The 14529-nt window shown below is 61.9% G+C and carries 18 protein-coding genes; 9 read left to right on the forward strand and 9 right to left on the reverse strand.

Annotated features, from left to right (window positions below):
• Nucleotides 1-13 precede the first annotated feature (13 nt).
• The 3 genes from ABIE52_RS29425 to ABIE52_RS29435 all read left to right on the forward strand — a co-directional run bounded on the left by ABIE52_RS29425 (nucleotide 14) and on the right by ABIE52_RS29435 (nucleotide 1494).
• Nucleotides 14-430: a hypothetical protein gene (locus ABIE52_RS29425; RefSeq protein ID WP_230691721.1), complete on the forward strand. Its 417-nt coding sequence runs from the start codon at nucleotides 14-16 to the stop codon at nucleotides 428-430.
• A 74-nt stretch (nucleotides 431-504) separates the two neighbouring features.
• A complete protein-coding gene (locus ABIE52_RS29430) occupies nucleotides 505-918 on the forward strand; it encodes a VOC family protein (RefSeq protein WP_064443862.1) in 414 nt (137 codons plus the stop codon).
• Nucleotides 919-1494 (forward strand): TetR/AcrR family transcriptional regulator, encoded by a 576-nt coding sequence (locus tag ABIE52_RS29435; protein ID WP_007733408.1) that lies wholly within the window; start codon nucleotides 919-921, stop codon nucleotides 1492-1494. It begins immediately after the preceding gene.
• 12 nt (nucleotides 1495-1506) lie between these two features.
• On the opposite strand, the gene ABIE52_RS29440 is transcribed toward ABIE52_RS29435, so the two are convergent.
• From ABIE52_RS29440 to ABIE52_RS29450, 3 genes are all read right to left on the reverse strand, one after another.
• Nucleotides 1507-2346, reverse strand: a complete 840-nt coding sequence (locus ABIE52_RS29440; RefSeq protein WP_058037842.1) for an aldo/keto reductase — start codon at nucleotides 2344-2346, stop codon at nucleotides 1507-1509.
• A gap of 145 nt (nucleotides 2347-2491) precedes the next feature.
• Nucleotides 2492-4123 (reverse strand): ABC-F family ATP-binding cassette domain-containing protein, encoded by a 1632-nt coding sequence (locus ABIE52_RS29445; protein WP_030535395.1) that lies wholly within the window; start codon nucleotides 4121-4123, stop codon nucleotides 2492-2494.
• 66 nt (nucleotides 4124-4189) lie between these two features.
• Nucleotides 4190-4786, reverse strand: coding sequence for a class I SAM-dependent methyltransferase (locus ABIE52_RS29450; protein ID WP_054188857.1), 597 nt, complete (start codon nucleotides 4784-4786; stop codon nucleotides 4190-4192).
• 130 nt (nucleotides 4787-4916) lie between these two features.
• Here ABIE52_RS29450 and ABIE52_RS29455 point away from each other — a divergent pair, with 130 nt between their 5' ends.
• Nucleotides 4917-5765: an aldo/keto reductase gene (locus tag ABIE52_RS29455; protein WP_037128502.1), complete on the forward strand. Its 849-nt coding sequence runs from the start codon at nucleotides 4917-4919 to the stop codon at nucleotides 5763-5765.
• A 64-nt stretch (nucleotides 5766-5829) separates the two neighbouring features.
• Here the strand turns inward: ABIE52_RS29455 and ABIE52_RS29460 are convergent, their stop codons facing one another.
• Complete coding sequence (locus tag ABIE52_RS29460) at nucleotides 5830-6981, reverse strand: NADH:flavin oxidoreductase (protein ID WP_064443863.1); 1152 nt, start codon at nucleotides 6979-6981, stop codon at nucleotides 5830-5832.
• A gap of 202 nt (nucleotides 6982-7183) precedes the next feature.
• On the opposite strand from ABIE52_RS29460, the gene ctaD reads away from it, so the two are divergent.
• The 3 genes from ctaD to ABIE52_RS29475 are packed head-to-tail and all read left to right on the forward strand — an operon-like array spanning nucleotide 7184 to nucleotide 9932.
• Nucleotides 7184-8938: an aa3-type cytochrome oxidase subunit I gene (ctaD, locus tag ABIE52_RS29465; RefSeq protein WP_046379038.1), complete on the forward strand. Its 1755-nt coding sequence runs from the start codon at nucleotides 7184-7186 to the stop codon at nucleotides 8936-8938.
• 45 nt (nucleotides 8939-8983) lie between these two features.
• Nucleotides 8984-9457, forward strand: coding sequence for a MarR family winged helix-turn-helix transcriptional regulator (locus ABIE52_RS29470; protein ID WP_003939892.1), 474 nt, complete (start codon nucleotides 8984-8986; stop codon nucleotides 9455-9457).
• 34 nt (nucleotides 9458-9491) lie between these two features.
• Nucleotides 9492-9932: a DUF5313 family protein gene (locus ABIE52_RS29475; RefSeq protein WP_223304421.1), complete on the forward strand. Its 441-nt coding sequence runs from the start codon at nucleotides 9492-9494 to the stop codon at nucleotides 9930-9932.
• 9 nt (nucleotides 9933-9941) lie between these two features.
• On the opposite strand, the gene ABIE52_RS29480 is transcribed toward ABIE52_RS29475, so the two are convergent.
• Entirely contained in the window at nucleotides 9942-10970 is a 1029-nt protein-coding gene (locus tag ABIE52_RS29480) for an NAD(P)/FAD-dependent oxidoreductase (protein ID WP_064444227.1), read from the reverse strand.
• Nucleotides 10971-11003: 33 nt separating this feature from the next.
• Here ABIE52_RS29480 and ABIE52_RS29485 point away from each other — a divergent pair, with 33 nt between their 5' ends.
• Nucleotides 11004-11630: a helix-turn-helix domain-containing protein gene (locus ABIE52_RS29485; RefSeq protein ID WP_003940282.1), complete on the forward strand. Its 627-nt coding sequence runs from the start codon at nucleotides 11004-11006 to the stop codon at nucleotides 11628-11630.
• Between the two features lie 56 nt (nucleotides 11631-11686).
• Complete coding sequence (locus tag ABIE52_RS29490; RefSeq protein ID WP_064443864.1) at nucleotides 11687-12145, forward strand: GNAT family N-acetyltransferase; 459 nt, start codon at nucleotides 11687-11689, stop codon at nucleotides 12143-12145.
• Nucleotides 12146-12157: 12 nt separating this feature from the next.
• Here the strand turns inward: ABIE52_RS29490 and ABIE52_RS29495 are convergent, their stop codons facing one another.
• The 4 genes from ABIE52_RS29495 to ABIE52_RS29510 are packed head-to-tail and all read right to left on the reverse strand — an operon-like array spanning nucleotide 12158 to nucleotide 14525.
• Nucleotides 12158-12694, reverse strand: a complete 537-nt coding sequence (locus tag ABIE52_RS29495) for a P-loop nucleotide/nucleoside kinase family protein (protein WP_064443865.1) — start codon at nucleotides 12692-12694, stop codon at nucleotides 12158-12160.
• Nucleotides 12695-12747: 53 nt separating this feature from the next.
• A complete protein-coding gene (locus ABIE52_RS29500; protein WP_003939865.1) occupies nucleotides 12748-13542 on the reverse strand; it encodes an MHYT domain-containing protein in 795 nt (264 codons plus the stop codon).
• A 40-nt stretch (nucleotides 13543-13582) separates the two neighbouring features.
• Nucleotides 13583-14170 carry a GTP-binding protein gene (locus ABIE52_RS29505; protein ID WP_003940118.1) on the reverse strand — a complete coding sequence of 196 codons (588 nt, stop codon included), beginning with the start codon at nucleotides 14168-14170 and terminating at the stop codon, nucleotides 13583-13585.
• Nucleotides 14151-14525 carry a DUF742 domain-containing protein gene (locus ABIE52_RS29510; protein WP_007727785.1) on the reverse strand — a complete coding sequence of 125 codons (375 nt, stop codon included), beginning with the start codon at nucleotides 14523-14525 and terminating at the stop codon, nucleotides 14151-14153. The genes ABIE52_RS29505 and ABIE52_RS29510 overlap by 20 nt, the downstream gene beginning before the upstream one ends.
• Nucleotides 14526-14529: the final 4 nt, after the last annotated feature.

Raw genomic sequence — 14529 nt, forward strand, 5'->3', positions numbered from 1 at the left:
GGGGCTTGGCATAGTGGTCGAACAGTTGGTGCTCGAAAAGTCCGGCCTGGTCGTGCAGGTGCGCGAGGATGGTAGCTACTGCGTGGGACCGCAAGGGCGCGACGCGGTCTGGCGCGATCCGATGGAGAAGGGTGCAGTCATCGGTATCGGGCAGCACACTCCGGGGGATGTGGAAGGCGAATCGTGGTGGGTCGTGTACGGCCAGTCGGACATCGGGGCGGACGTCACCGTTCGACTCGAGGACGGGTCGCACGTGCCGGTTTCGCGCCTCGGTGAGATCTTCGCCAGTGAATGGTTGAGTACCCCGCAGCAGGCGTTGCTGTACCGGTCCGATCGCCCGGTGGAGTCGCAGCCCACTAAACTGTCTGTGCTGTTCGCCAGGCCGAAGTTCATGCCCAAGGCGGCGTTTCCGGAGAATGATCGCTTGTAGTTGCAGCGAGCTGCCGTCGGGAGGCTGGCAGCCATCTTCTCGAAACATTACGGTACGTACTGTACTGTTTTGGAATGATAGCTTGGCCGAACGACCTCGCAGTAGTGCAAGTGCGCGTAGCGCGACCCACCGACAGGCTCGACGACGTGATTACGTTCTATCGCGACTGTCTGGGATTGCCAGAGCTCTACCGGTTCTCCGGTCATGCCGGGTACGACGGAATCATGCTGGGTCTGCCGGATTCGAACTATCACCTCGAATTCACGACCCACGAAGACGGAAGCCCGTGCCCGGCGCCGACGCAGGACAACCTGTTGGTGCTCTACTTCGCCGGCGAGTCGGCGATGTACGAGGTAGTTCAGAGGTTGGGGGAAGCAGGGCACGAACCCGTTGGCGCCGAGAATCCGTACTGGGAGGAGAATGCGGGGATGACTTTCGAAGATCCCGACGGCTGGCGTCTGGTGCTCATGCCGCGGCCGGTGCTGTAGATGGTGCGCGCCCGCGACGAGCGGATCGACGACGCCGTTCTGGCGGCAACCCTGGAGTTGTTGGGGGAGAACGGATATGCGGAGCTGTCGATCGGTTCGGTGGCGACGAGAGCGGGCGTGCATCGACCCGCCATCTACCGGAGATGGCCGTCGAAGCGGCATCTGGTGGTCGACGTTGTCGTGGCGCACATCGGCACTGATCCAACGCCGGACACCGGCGATCTCAGGGCAGACCTGGTCGCCGGCATCACGACATTGGTTGTGGGGCTGAGCGAAACGGTAGTCGGTCGGATCCTGCCCGCGTTGGTCGCGGATCTGGCGGCGGACCCGGAATTGGCGCGGGATTTCCAGTCGGCATTCTTTCAGCCTCGACGCGATTCCACTGCGGCAGTGCTGGAATCGGCGCGCCTACGCGGCGACATACGGAGCGACTTCGACCTGGACTTCGTCCTGGACGCGCTGGCGTCGCCGATCTATTACCGAGCGTTGTTCCGTCACTTACCGCTGGACGCGCTCCTGGCCGAGCAGTCCGTCGATTCTGTGCTGCTGACGTTGACTCCCCACGAAAATTCTTGAAGCCGTTTCGATTCAGTTCAATTCGACTGGATCGGGTCCGACACGGCTGTCGGTGTTCAGCGCTGCGATTGCAGCTGACTCGTCGGCATCGAGTGCGAAGTCGAAGATTGCGGCGTTGTCGCGCATGCGGGCAGGCGTGACCGACTTCGACAGAACGGTGTGGCCCTGTTCGAGATGCCAACGCAGAATGATCTGTGCCGGGCTCTTGCCGTGTGCTGCAGCAATTTTCCCGATGGCCGGGTCGTCCAGGATGGTTCCCTGTCCCAATGGGCTCCAAGCCTCGATTTCGATGCCGCGACTTCGCGCGTACTCCCGTGACGCGTGCTGTTGCAGTCTGGGGTGCAATTCGATCTGGTTGACGGCCGGGGTGATCGAGCTGTGCTCGGCCAGCAGTTCGAGATGCTCGGGCAGGAAGTTGGACACACCGATCGCCCGGGTGCGGCCGGAGGCGAGAATTTGCTCGAATGCCGCCCAGGTCTCGACGAACAGGCCCTTTGCCGGCGCGGGCCAGTGAATCAGATAGAGGTCGACGTAGTCGAGTCCGAGCTTGTCGAGGCTGGTGTCGAAAGCGGCGAGTGTTCGGTCGTGGCCCTGATCGTCATTCCACAGCTTGGTGGTGACGAACAGCTCTGACCTAGGGATATCCGAACCTGCGATGGCGCGGCCGACCCCGGCTTCATTTCCGTAGATCGCGGCCGTGTCGATGTGGCGGTAGCCGATCTCGAGAGCTGCGGCAGTGACCTCTTCGGTCTGTGCGTCCGGTACCTGGAAAACGCCGTACCCGAGTTGCGGGATGGTGATCGGCTCGCCGGTGGTTCCGTGAGTCAGTGTGCGGTCGGGGATCGACAACATTGAAGAGTGCCTTTCGGGACTGGGATGTGGCAGCTCGACGGGGGATCATGTCATCCGCGGGCCACCTATGCCGCGCATGCAACTATTGCGTGCGCCTGATAAATAGTTGCACACGCGGGTTGTCTGCGCAAGCAGAGTCGATCGGCTACTCCTCGAAGAGCTGTCCGTTCTCCATTCGCCACCGGCGCGTGCTTCGGGTGGACTGCAGCATGCGTCGATCGTGAGTGACCAGAAGGAGGGTTCCCTCGAACGACTCCATTGCCTGCTCGAGCTGTTCGATCGCCGGAAGGTCGAGATGGTTCGTCGGCTCGTCCAGTACCAGTAGGTTCACGCCGCGAGCCTGGAGCAAAGCAAGTGCAGCCCTTGTTCTCTCGCCGGGGGACAGGGAAGCGGCAGATCTGAGTACGTGGTGTCCGCGCAGGCCGAACTTGGCGAGGAGAGTGCGGACATCGGCATCGGGCCAGTCCGGAACCTGCGCACCGAAGGCCTCCACGACTGGTTGATCACCTTCGAACAATCCACGCGCCTGATCGATCTCACCGATCGCGACACCGGAACCCAGCGACGCGATGCCCTCGTCCGGGACGAGTTTGCCGAGCAGGACGTTCAGGAGGGTGGTCTTGCCTGCCCCGTTCGCGCCCGTGACGAGAATCCGATCGCCCCAGTCGATCTGCGTCGTGACCGGACCGAACGTGAACTGACCGCGAGTTACCTTGGCGCCGTTCGTGGTTGCGACAACGGAACCGGACCGCGGCGCCGCCGCGATCTCCATGCGAAGTTCCCACTCCTTGCGCGGTTCCTCGACGACTTCGAGTCGCTCGATGCGGCGTTGAGTCTGGCGGGCCTTCGCGGCTTGCTTCTCCGTCGACTCGGTCCGCAATCCGCGTCCGATCTTGTCGTTGTCCTTGGCTTTACGACGCGCGTTGCGGACGCCGTGTTCCATCCAGTTGCGCTGCATCTGTGCGCGATCTTCGAGATCGGAGCGGGTGCCTGCGTATTCCTCGAACGCCTCGCGTGCGTGCTGGCGGGCGATCTCGCGTTCGGCGAGGTACGACTCGTAGCCGCCGTCGTACACGGCGATGTCCTGTTGTGCCAGATCGAGTTCCACGATTCCGGTGACGGTGCGCGAGAGGAACTCGCGATCGTGGCTCACGACAACCAGTGCTGCGCGCGTCTCGGCGACAAATCGCTCCAACTGCTCGAGACCGCGTAGGTCGAGATCGTTGGTGGGCTCGTCCAACAAGAGAATGTCGTAGCGCGAAAGCAACAGTGACGCGAGGCCGGCGCGCGCGGCCTGACCGCCGGACAATGCCGTCATATGTGCATCGAGTGGAACTCCGAGACCGAGTTCTTCGACCACCTTCTCGGCGCGCTCGAGCAGGTCGGCGCCGCCGAGAGCGAGCCAGCGTTCCAGTGCCGGGGAGTACAGATCCTCTTCGGCTTCGGCCAGGGTTTCGGCTGCGGCGTTCATGACTTCCTCGGCGTGGGCGACGCCGGTGCGGCGGCCGAGGAACTCGAGGACGGTCTCACCCTCGATGCGATCGGGTTCCTGCGCGAGGTAACCGACCGCAGCATCCGGCGGGCTGAGGATGATCGAACCTTCGACGTCGGCAGTTCCGATTCCGGCCAGTGCGGTGAGAAGCGTCGACTTGCCGGCGCCGTTCGCGCCGACGAGGCCGATGACGTCGCCGGGGGCAACGGTGAGGTCGAGGTCGGAGAACAGGGTGCGTTCTCCCCGGGAAGCAGAGAGGCCGCTGATGCGCAGTGTTGCAGTCACCTGAGAAGTATCCCCGGTGCTGTGCGCCTTTATTAACCGCGGGCGGTTAATAAAGGCGCACAGCAGTCAGCCACGGACCAGGTGATACCAGCACGGATGTGCCGCACGGACCGGAAGTGGCGATTCACTCACGTCCGCGGCCATGCTCGAGGCCATCGACCAACCGTCGAATGCACGCATGACGTCCTCCTCCGAGACGCCGTGTGGCATCGGCCAACGGTGCCCCGGTCCGAATGCGAACATCACCATGGACGCTCCCGGTGCGGTGATCGCATTTACGGATCTCCCGTAGTCCCGCCGTTGATGATCGGTGAGCCCGTGAAAACAGCCGATGTCGAGCACCAGCAGGTGCCCGCCGTCGACAGCGATGTGCAGGTCTGCCGCGTCCTCGTGGAGGAACCGGACGTCGACGTGTGCTTCACGCGCGTGTATGCGCGCTTTGTCCAGCGGTTCCTGTTCGGCGTCGACGCCGGTGACGTGCCACCCGCGTTGCGCCAGCTCGATGGAATGGCGTCCGGTGCCGCAACCGATATCGAGTGCACGGCCACCTTCCGGGACGGGAATCGCATCCAGAAGGCCGGACAGTTGAGCGTCGAACCCGTGCCCGGTGTGCTCCCACGGAGTGACGCCGACCTTGTAGGCGAGACGATATGAAAGATTCATCGCTCTCTCTTTTCTCGAGGCGATTCCAATACTTGTCTTCCAAGGTAGACCGGCATTTCGGGCGGTACAAGGGCACTGCCCGGAGGTTCGGCGGGGAATGCCTCCCGGCCCTCGCGCGTTGGATCCATATATGACCGAGACCAACGATGTGACCTCTGTACCGACCATTGTTCTGAACGACGGTAAGACGATCCCCGCACTCGGATTCGGTGTGTTCCAGGTTCCGGACGACGAGACGCAGGAGGCCGTCTCCACAGCCCTGAAGACCGGCTACCGCAGTATCGACACCGCCAAGATCTACGGCAACGAGGTGGGCGTCGGCCGCGCGATCGCCGAATCCGGCATCGCCCGCGAAGACCTTTACATCACGACAAAACTGTGGAACGACGATCAGGGCTACGACTCGACGCTTGCGGCATTCGACGCCAGCCTCGACAAGTTGGGTCTCGAGTACCTCGACCTGTACCTGATCCACTGGCCGGTTCCGTCCAAGGACCTGTACGTCGAGACGTTCAAGGCATTCCAGAAGCTCAAGGCCGACGGACGGGTTCGATCCATCGGCGTCTCCAACTTCACCATCGAGAACCTCGAGCGCGTCATCGGCGAAACCGGTGAGGTGCCGGTCCTCAATCAGATCGAGCTTCACCCCAAGTTCAACCAGGCAGAACTGCGCGCCTTTCACACCGGCAAGGGAATCGCGACGGAAGCGTGGAGCCCGCTCGGACAGGGAACCGTTCTCGGCGACCCCGTCATCACCGCTATCGCCGACGCTCATGGCGTCACCGCGGCTCAGGTGATCATTCGCTGGCACCTGCAGATCGGAAACGTGGTGATTCCGAAGTCGGTGACCCCCGAACGTATCGCCGCCAACTTCGATGTCTTCGGATTCGAACTGACACCGGAACAGATCAACGCGATCGGTGCTCTCGACGACCCGGCCGGCCGCATCGGCCCCGACCCGGTCACGCTCGGCAGCTAGTACTTCCGGCAGACCCACAAACGGCACTCCCGCAATTGCGGGAGTGCCGTTTTGTCGTGCGAGGTCAGTTCAGGTGCGTGCGATGTTCTGCGGTGAATGCGATGTGCTCGTCCGCGCGTCCGGTGCGGAGCTTCTCGACCCACTCGGGATCGGCGAGCAGCGCGCGCCCGATGGCAACCATGTCGAATTCACCCCTCTCGTACTGAGCTTCGAGACGCTCCAGCCCGGTGACGGCAGATGCAGCGTCGCCGGTGAATGCCGTCGTGAACACGGAATCGAGTCCGACCGAACCGACGGTGATGGTCGGCAACCCGGTCAGCTTCTTCGTCCAACCGGCGAGGCCGAGTGTGCCGTCTTCACCGTCGAGTTCAGTGAATGCCGGTTCCCAATGACGCCTCGTGGACGGATGCAGAACGTCGACGCCGGCGTCGACCAGGGGAGTGAGGATGCGGCCGAGTTCTGCCGGGCTCTGGGCGATACGAGCGTCGTAATGGCCGGACTTCCACTGCGAGAATCGGTAGACGATCGCGAACTCGTCCCCGACGGCCTCTCGGATTGCGGCGACGACCTCGGCCGGGAAACGGGTGCGGGCCTCGAGTGATCCGCCGTATCCGTCGGTTCGGACATTGGTTCCCGCCCAGAGAAATTCGTCGAGCAGGTAGCCATGTGCTCCGTGCAACTCGAGACCGTCGAAGCCGGTGTTCTTCGCGTTGAGTGCGGCGTCGACCCACGACTGCTTCAAGTCGTCGAGGTCAGAGGTGGTGAATTCTCGTCCCAGGCGGGTGCCGTCCAGTGCCAGGCCGGAGGGGCTGACGGTTTCGACCTCGGGGTTCAGGCGCGAGTTCTCGCCGCGTTCGACTCCGAGGTGCCACAGCTGAGGAATGATCGATCCGCCTTCGGCGTGGACGGCGTCGACAACCGACTTCCAGCCACCCAGGCTCGAATCGCCGTAGATGCGCGGTACGCGGGTGTGCGGGCCGGCTGCCGGGTCCGGGATGTACGTGCCTTCGGTGATGATCAAGCCGACACCACCTGCTGCGCGACGACGGTAGTACTCGGCTACGTCGGCGCCGGGGATTCCGTCCGGCGAGAAGGCGCGCGTCATCGGGGCCATGGCGAAACGGTTACGCAACGAGAGTGATTTGACCTCGAAAGGCTCGAAGAGGCCGCGCAACGCGGAGGCCTCGGGTGCTGTCGATGTGTCGGGAAGAGTCACGGGTTTGTTCAACGCGGCGGACCCTCGACCTATTCCGCCGCCTGACTTTATCTCACCGAAATCTGCAAAAGGTTGCGTACGTTCGGTTTTCGATAGATGCTCACGTCGACCACACTTAGTTTGTGCATTAACTATTAACATGCGATATGGTCGTGCGGAAAGTTCTTGAGGCGGTATCGAGCACGAAAGAGGACGCGCGAGCATGACGACAACGGTGCCGGACGAGCGGACCGGAGAGTTGGAGCCGATTCCGGAGCGGCCGTACCCGAAGCGCCGTGATCCCAAGGGGTCGTGGATGTTCGACATGATCAAGACCACCGATCACAAGAAGATCGGGATCATGTACATGATCACGGCTTTCGTGTTCTTCCTGATCGGCGGCCTGATGGCCCTGTTCATGCGTGCGGAACTGGCTGTCCCCGGGATGCAGTTCCTCTCGAACGAGCAGTTCAACCAGTTGTTCACCATGCACGGCACGATCATGTTGCTGCTGTACGCGACGCCCGTCGTTTTCGGCTTCGCGAACTACATACTTCCGCTGCAGATCGGTGCCCCGGACGTGGCGTTCCCGCGTCTGAACGCATTCGGGTTCTGGCTCTTCACTTTTGGTGGTCTCATCGTTCTCGGCGGATTCCTTACGCCGGGCGGCGCTGCCGACTTCGGTTGGACCGCGTATACCCCGTTGTCGGGTGCGGTGCACAGTCCCGGCGTCGGCGCCGACCTGTGGGTCTTCGGTCTGACGGTCGGTGGCCTCGGCACCATTCTCGGTGCGGTCAACATGATCACCACCGTGATCTGCCTGCGCGCACCAGGTATGACGATGTTTCGGATGTCCATCTTCACGTGGAACATCTTCATCACCAGCATTCTGATCTTGATGGCGTTCCCGTTGCTGACCGCTGCGTTCATGGGTCTGTTCGTCGACCGTCACCTCGGTGGACACATCTTCGACCCTGCGTCGGGTGGAGTTCTGTTGTGGCAGCACCTGTTCTGGTTCTTCGGTCACCCCGAGGTGTACATCATCGCGCTGCCGTTCTTCGGCATCGTCTCGGAGATCTTCCCGGTCTTCAGCCGTAAGCCGATCTTCGGGTACACCGGATTGGTCTATGCGACACTGGCGATTTCAGCTCTGTCGATCGCGGTGTGGGCTCACCACATGTACGCGACGGGTGCTGTTCTCCTGCCGTACTTCTCGTTCATGACGTTCCTGATCGCCGTGCCGACAGGTGTGAAGATCTTCAACTGGATCGGCACGATGTGGAAGGGGCAGTTGACCTTCGAGTCGCCGATGCTGTTCTCGGTCGGCTTCTTGATCACCTTCCTATTCGGTGGTCTGTCGGGTGTCATTCTCGCGAGCCCGCCGATCGACTTCCATGTCACCGACACGTATTTTGTCGTCGCCCACTTCCATTACGTGGTCTTCGGTACGGTCGTGTTCGCCACGTACGCCGGTATCTACTTCTGGTTCCCGAAGATGACCGGTCGCATGATGGACGAGCGTCTCGGCAAGTGGCACTTCTGGACCACGTTCGTCGGTTTCCACGGCACGTTCCTCGTTCAGCACTGGCTCGGCGGCGAGGGGATGCCGCGTCGCTATGCCGACTACCTGCCCTCGGACGGGTTCACGGTGCTGAACTCGGTGTCCACGATCTTTGCCTTCGTGCTCGGTGCCTCGACGCTTCCGTTCATCTGGAACGTTTTCAAGAGCTACCGCTACGGCGAAGTTGTCACCGTCGACGATCCGTGGGGTTACGGAAACTCGCTGGAGTGGGCAACCACCTGCCCGCCGCCGCGTCACAACTTCACCGAGTTACCGCGCATCCGCAGTGAGCGTCCGGCGTTCGAGCTGCACTACCCGCACATGGTGGAGCGAATGAGGGCGGAAGCGCACGTGGGTCTCACCGGGCAACCCACGTCGACGTTGGAGAAGAGTGACGATCGTCGCCAGATTGATTAGTGCAATAATAGTTGCTGCACTAATTAATCTGATAACATCGGATTCATGACGACGAAGGCTCCGCAGACGCAGATGGATGATCCGCTGGCTCTCGACCGGCAGGTGTGCTTTGCACTTGCGGTCGCGAACCGGGCGGTGCTGTCCGTCTACCGGCCACTGCTCGAGCCGATGGGCCTCACGCATCCCCAGTACCTGGTGATGCTGGCACTGTGGGGAAAGTCGCCGATGGCGGTCAAGGAAATCGGGCAGGCACTGCAACTCGATTCGCCGACGCTGTCGCCGCTCCTCAAGCGACTCGAGGCGTCCGGGCTGATCACGCGAACCCGTAGCCGCGCCGACGAACGGCAACTGGACGTGGACCTCACCGAAGCCGGTGTGGCACTGCGCGCGGAGGCGGAGAAGATCCCGCCGGCGGTTGTCGCGAAGCTCGGCGTCAGCCTCGCCGAACTCGAAGAACTCCACAATGTTCTGACGCGGGTCAACGAGGCCGCGCTCCGCGCCGGAGCCTTGGACCAATGAGAGAAATGTGATGACTGCATCCGAAAGAAACGTGATGACTGCGTCAGTACCGTCGATGCGTACCGAACAGGTGACTTCCGTGACTTCCAAAAAGCAACGTACGAGCCCGAATCCTCTTCAGTGGTTGGGTTATTCAGTGGGGCGCAAGCTGCCCGATTCGATGCAGGACTGGGTACGAAACGACCTGATCGGTGACTGGGCCGTGCCGCGTCACCTGATCCGAAGCATGGTGCCGTTCATTCCAGTGTTCGCGGCCTTCATGCTCTTCCCCGGACCGTGGGCCCTGCGGGCATCGATGGTGCTGCTCGGAGTGCTTCTGGCACTGTTCTATTCGGTCTCCTACATGGCTCAGAACAGGTCGCGTCGCCTCGAGCGTCACGGTTTGCCTTCCGACCTCGAGAACCCGAAGAAGATCTCGCGCCACGACGCCGAGAAGGCCGCCTACGAGAAGTTGCACGGCGGCCCCGCGACGTAGACACCTCGGTCACATGCCGTGGAGGGCGCTGCCGCCGTTCAACTCGCAGACGCGTTGCTCCACGGTCGCCGAGAAGCCCCCTTCCGGCTCGGTCGAACGAAGAGCCGATTCGACGTCTTGCTCGACCAGATATCCGTTGATCGCGATTGCCGCGGTCGAACCTGCCGCCGCAGCATTGATTACCTGGGCGCGAGGGTCGACGACGTTGCCGGCGCCCCAGACGCCCGGAACGCTGGTGGCGCCGGAAGGGTCGACAACCGCGAATCCCGTAGGGCCGGTTTTGCACCCGAGTCGCGTCAGATGTGTGTCGTTCGGATTGAAACGTGGCGCAACGAACAATGCTGAGCGAGGGACCAACTGGCCGTTGTCGAGTTCGACGGCCCTCAGTTCGCCTCTCTCACCGATCAATCCAGATACCGATCCGTCGGCAACCGTCACTCCTCGGGCAGCCAGTCGCGCGCGTTCGTCGGGGGTGAGCGAGATCTTGTCGGGGAATAACGTCACATCCGACGACCACTGTCGGAGTAGAAACGCCTGGTGAAGTGACATCTCGCGAGCGTCGCCGCCGAGAACGCCGATCGGTTGGTCGCTGATCTCGTACGCATGGCAGTACGGGCAATGGAGCACGCTTTGTCCCCAAAGCTCCTGGATGCCTTGTATTTCCGGGAGTGAATCCCGTAGACCGGTGGCAACCAGCACAGTACGAGTTTCGAGCGTCGTGCCTCCTGAAAGTTCGACGACAAAGCCGGGTTCGATACCGCGCCAGGAGATGTCGACTACGTCATCTTGTGTCAATTCCACTCCGTACGTCTGCAATTCGCTGCGTCCGACGGCGAGCAACTCACGTGGCGCCATGCCGTCGCGCGAGAGGAAGCCGTGCATGTGTGCTGCCGGTGCGTTGCGCGGTTTGCCGGAATCGATGACGGCGACCGAGCGCCGAGCACGACCCAACACCAGGGCTGCGCTGAGTCCGGCGGCGCCACCGCCGACGATCACGGCGTCGAGGATCTCAGTTTCAGTGTGTGTTCGCATGAGCACAGATTGCTCGCGGAGGAGGTTCATCAGCAACTAATGTTGCCATTTCTGGGAATCGTCGTCAGACTCGGCACCATGAATGTCAACGGTCCGCACATCGATGCCGCCATCTCGCAGATCGGCGCGCGCCTCAAACGCATTCGTACACAGAGGAACGTCACGCTCACAGCGCTGTCCGAGTCCACCGGTATTTCGAAGAGCACCCTGTCGCGGCTCGAAGCGGGGGAGCGTCGCCCGAGCTTGGAGTTGCTGCTTCCGATCGCGCTTGCCCACCAAGTGCCGTTGGACCAACTGGTGGCGGCACCGCAGGTCGCCGATCCACGCATCCAGAGTGCGCCTCGAAGCGTCAGTGGGCGAACGGTATTGCCGCTGACTCGGCAACCGGGTGGGTTGCAGGCATTCAAGATGACCATCCCGGCAAGCCAGACGGAACCGGATCCCCAAGTGCACGACGGCTACGAATGGCTGTACGTGCTGTCGGGGAGGTTGCGGTTGGTGTTGGCCGATCACGACATCGTGATGGGTACGGGTGAAGCTGCTGAATTCGACACCCGAAACCCGCATTGGTTCGGCAGTGACGGGCGCGGCCCGGTCGAGGTACTGAGTCTGTTCGGCCCCCAAGGAGAACGCATCCACGTTCGGGCCAAGCCTTCGGCGAAGTGAAGGACAGTCATACTTTCATTCGGTACTGCCGGAAGCGAAGAGGACAGTGAGGATCTGTGCGAATCGAAATTGACGACCTGAGTCGGGATGCGGTCCGTGCTCTACTCACCGAACATCTCGCCGACATGCACGCGACCTCGCCCGCGGACAGCGTTCACGCGCTGGACGTCACGGGGCTGATGGATAGCTCTGTGACCATGTGGACGCTGTGGAGCGAAGGTGACGAGTTACTCGGTTGCGTCGCACTCAAGGAACGGTCGTCGGCGGGCGGCGAGATCAAGTCGATGCGAACGGCATCGGCAGCAAGGGGGCGTGGCGTGGGAACGCGACTTCTTCAACACGTCGTGGACGAGTCGAGACAACGAGGTTACCGGCAACTCGAATTGGAGACCGGTACGCAAGAGTTCTTCGATCCAGCTCGCCGGTTGTACGCGAAATTCGGGTTCGTGCCTTGTCCACCGTTCGGGAACTACCGCGAAGACCCGAACAGCGCATTCTTCGTTCTCACCTTGTGAGCAGCTCGCACGCTACAGCATCTTGGCTGTGATGCGTCGTACTGCACTGTCGGAGTCCATGATTGCGGTGTCGAGCACCAGCCGTTCCGTAGTCCACGGCTCGTAGTCTCGATCCAGAATTTCCTGCCACGTCGGTAGTACGAGATCCGGGATGTCGACGACTCGCCGTTCAGCGCGTCTGCGATGCTCGTCGGGATCCGAACAGATGACCTCGACACCGAGCAGGCGCGCCGAATTATGTTGTGCGGTAGCGGACCAGGCGTTTCGTGTCGCCTCGACGGGGTTGACGCATTCGACCACGACCGAAAGTCCCAGTCGCAATTGTTCGGCGGCGAGCGCGTACCCGGTGATGTATCCAGCGGTCCCGGACGCGTCAGCGATACCGCTGCGGATCAGCGTCTGTTCGATGGTATCGATCCGCACGAAGGGGATTTGGTGACGCTGCGCAAGCGCCCGCGCGATCGTCGACTTGCCGGTGGCCGGCAAACCACCGATCACGACGAGCGTTGCGCGGGTCGATGGCTGGGGGTTGTGTCCGGCATCCACCATCCCCGAAATGTACGGGGCGTTGTCGATTTACGTGAACTCGCCCCGTACTCTGCTCAGTTCGAGATCGCGAACTCTCGTGCTTCGAACGCCAGATCGTCGGCGGCGGATTCCATTCGTGCCGTCGCGCGGTTGGGTGCTGTCAGCACTGCGACAATCGGAACTGCCAACGCCAGCAGGCCGAGAACGAAGACAGGGAAGAGGAACGAGAACACTTCGAGTCCCTGTGGCGCCGGGGCTGCCGCGTCGTGAACAACCTCGACAGCGGCCATTCCGGTGTAGTGCATACCGACGACGGCGATGCCCATGATGATTCCGGCGACAAAACGCAGAATCGTGGACTCGAGCACCATGGTGAACCACAGTGCAGCGGTTCCGGCGACGACTGCGATGAGAACCGACAGTGCAACGAAGAGCAGGTCGTAGTGGATCTCGCCCTGAAAGCGCAAGGCGCGCATACCCGTGTAATGCATGATGTTCACGGCGAGACCGGTTACCACGCCCCCGATCAGAAGCCGCGTCCAGCGAAATTCGGTCCCGATGATCAGCAGGCCGACAAACACGGCCCCTACTGAGATGATCGCGGAGATCACGGTCCATCCGAGGTTGTATCGAATGGGACTGCCGGGGACTGCGAATCCGAGCATGGCGATGAAATGCATGAGCCAGATGGCGACGCCACCGATCGACAAGGCAGCCATGGCGAGCCATCGCATGCGTGTGGCGGTTGTCGTCGCCGACGCTGAATGCCTGGTGCACGCCAGGCCGACTACCGACCCGACCACGGACACGACGTAGGCGAGTCCGAGCAGCCAGATTCCCATCGAGAAATGGTGCATTTCATCCGACATGCCAGTTCCTTTCGGCGACGATTCGCATCTGGTGATTCATCTAGACGACTGCTTCAGCTGCAAGTCGTTCGAGGGAGTATTCGGTGACGGCGATCAGCGCGCGTTTGGCTGATTCGCGGTTTCGGGCGTCGATCTCGATCATGGGAACCCGGTTGGGTAGAGCCAACGCCTGGCGGAGATCGCTCGCCGAATGGATTGGCGCGCCGTCGAAACGGTTGACCGCCACGATGAACGGGAGGCCTCGCGCCTCGAAGAAGTCGACTGCGGCGAAGCTGTCTTCCAGGCGACGCGTGTCGACCAGAATGACCGCACCGATCGCACCGGTGATCAGGTCGTCCCACATGAACCAGAAGCGGCGCTGTCCCGGGGTTCCGAACAGATAGAGGACCAGGTCGTCGGCGAGAGTGATGCGCCCGAAGTCCATCGCGACCGTCGTGGTGCTCTTGTCGGGAGTGGATCCGAGATTGTCGATACCGTCGCTGGCGTCGGTGACCATGGCCTCCGTGCGAAGGGGGACGATTTCGGAGACGGTCCCCACAAGTGTTGTCTTGCCAACACCGAAACCCCCGGCGATCACGATTTTTGTCGATTTCACGCGAGACGATGAGTCAGAGTGCCCGAAGTCCACTGAGGGTCCTTTCGATCAGTTCGCGTCGCTCGACTCGAGATGCGTCGCTTCGCAGAGTGGCATGTATTTCCAGTGATCCGGCTACTACGAGGTCGGCGACCAGTACCCGCACGACTCCGATCGGAACACCCAGGTGGGCAGCGATCTCGGCAACCGAGATCCGCTGCTCGCAGAGTGCGACGATCGATGCACGAATATCCTGCGGTGCAAGATTGTTCGAGACCGCGTCTTCGATCGTCGCGATGATCGCTTCGAGTGGGAGGTCGATGGACGGCAGGGTCCGACCTTCGGTGAGCGCGTACGGCCGGACCAAGCTCGGTTCGGCGTCGTCGTACTCGGATTGATGGTGAGGCATCGAA

Origin of the sequence: Rhodococcus sp. OAS809 (assembly GCF_040546695.1) — a bacterium.
In the GTDB taxonomy this organism is placed as follows: domain Bacteria; phylum Actinomycetota; class Actinomycetes; order Mycobacteriales; family Mycobacteriaceae; genus Rhodococcus_F; species Rhodococcus_F qingshengii.

What these genes read in the sequence shown, in the direction of transcription:
- ABIE52_RS29455 (WP_037128502.1), top strand. Translation starts at nt 4,917, where the DNA reads ATGACCGAGACCAACGATGTGACCTCTGTACCGACCATTGTTCTGAAC.
- ABIE52_RS29475 (WP_223304421.1), top strand. Translation starts at nt 9,492, where the DNA reads ATGACTGCGTCAGTACCGTCGATGCGTACCGAACAGGTGACTTCCGTG.
- ABIE52_RS29510 (WP_007727785.1), bottom strand. Translation starts at nt 14,525, where the DNA reads ATGCCTCACCATCAATCCGAGTACGACGACGCCGAACCGAGCTTGGTC.
- ABIE52_RS29450 (WP_054188857.1), bottom strand. Translation starts at nt 4,786, where the DNA reads ATGAATCTTTCATATCGTCTCGCCTACAAGGTCGGCGTCACTCCGTGG.
- ABIE52_RS29495 (WP_064443865.1), bottom strand. Translation starts at nt 12,694, where the DNA reads ATGGTGGATGCCGGACACAACCCCCAGCCATCGACCCGCGCAACGCTC.
- ABIE52_RS29485 (WP_003940282.1), top strand. Translation starts at nt 11,004, where the DNA reads ATGTTGCCATTTCTGGGAATCGTCGTCAGACTCGGCACCATGAATGTC.
- ctaD (WP_046379038.1), top strand. Translation starts at nt 7,184, where the DNA reads ATGACGACAACGGTGCCGGACGAGCGGACCGGAGAGTTGGAGCCGATT.
- ABIE52_RS29435 (WP_007733408.1), top strand. Translation starts at nt 919, where the DNA reads ATGGTGCGCGCCCGCGACGAGCGGATCGACGACGCCGTTCTGGCGGCA.
- ABIE52_RS29500 (WP_003939865.1), bottom strand. Translation starts at nt 13,542, where the DNA reads ATGTCGGATGAAATGCACCATTTCTCGATGGGAATCTGGCTGCTCGGA.
- ABIE52_RS29430 (WP_064443862.1), top strand. Translation starts at nt 505, where the DNA reads ATGATAGCTTGGCCGAACGACCTCGCAGTAGTGCAAGTGCGCGTAGCG.
- ABIE52_RS29470 (WP_003939892.1), top strand. Translation starts at nt 8,984, where the DNA reads ATGACGACGAAGGCTCCGCAGACGCAGATGGATGATCCGCTGGCTCTC.
- ABIE52_RS29440 (WP_058037842.1), bottom strand. Translation starts at nt 2,346, where the DNA reads ATGTTGTCGATCCCCGACCGCACACTGACTCACGGAACCACCGGCGAG.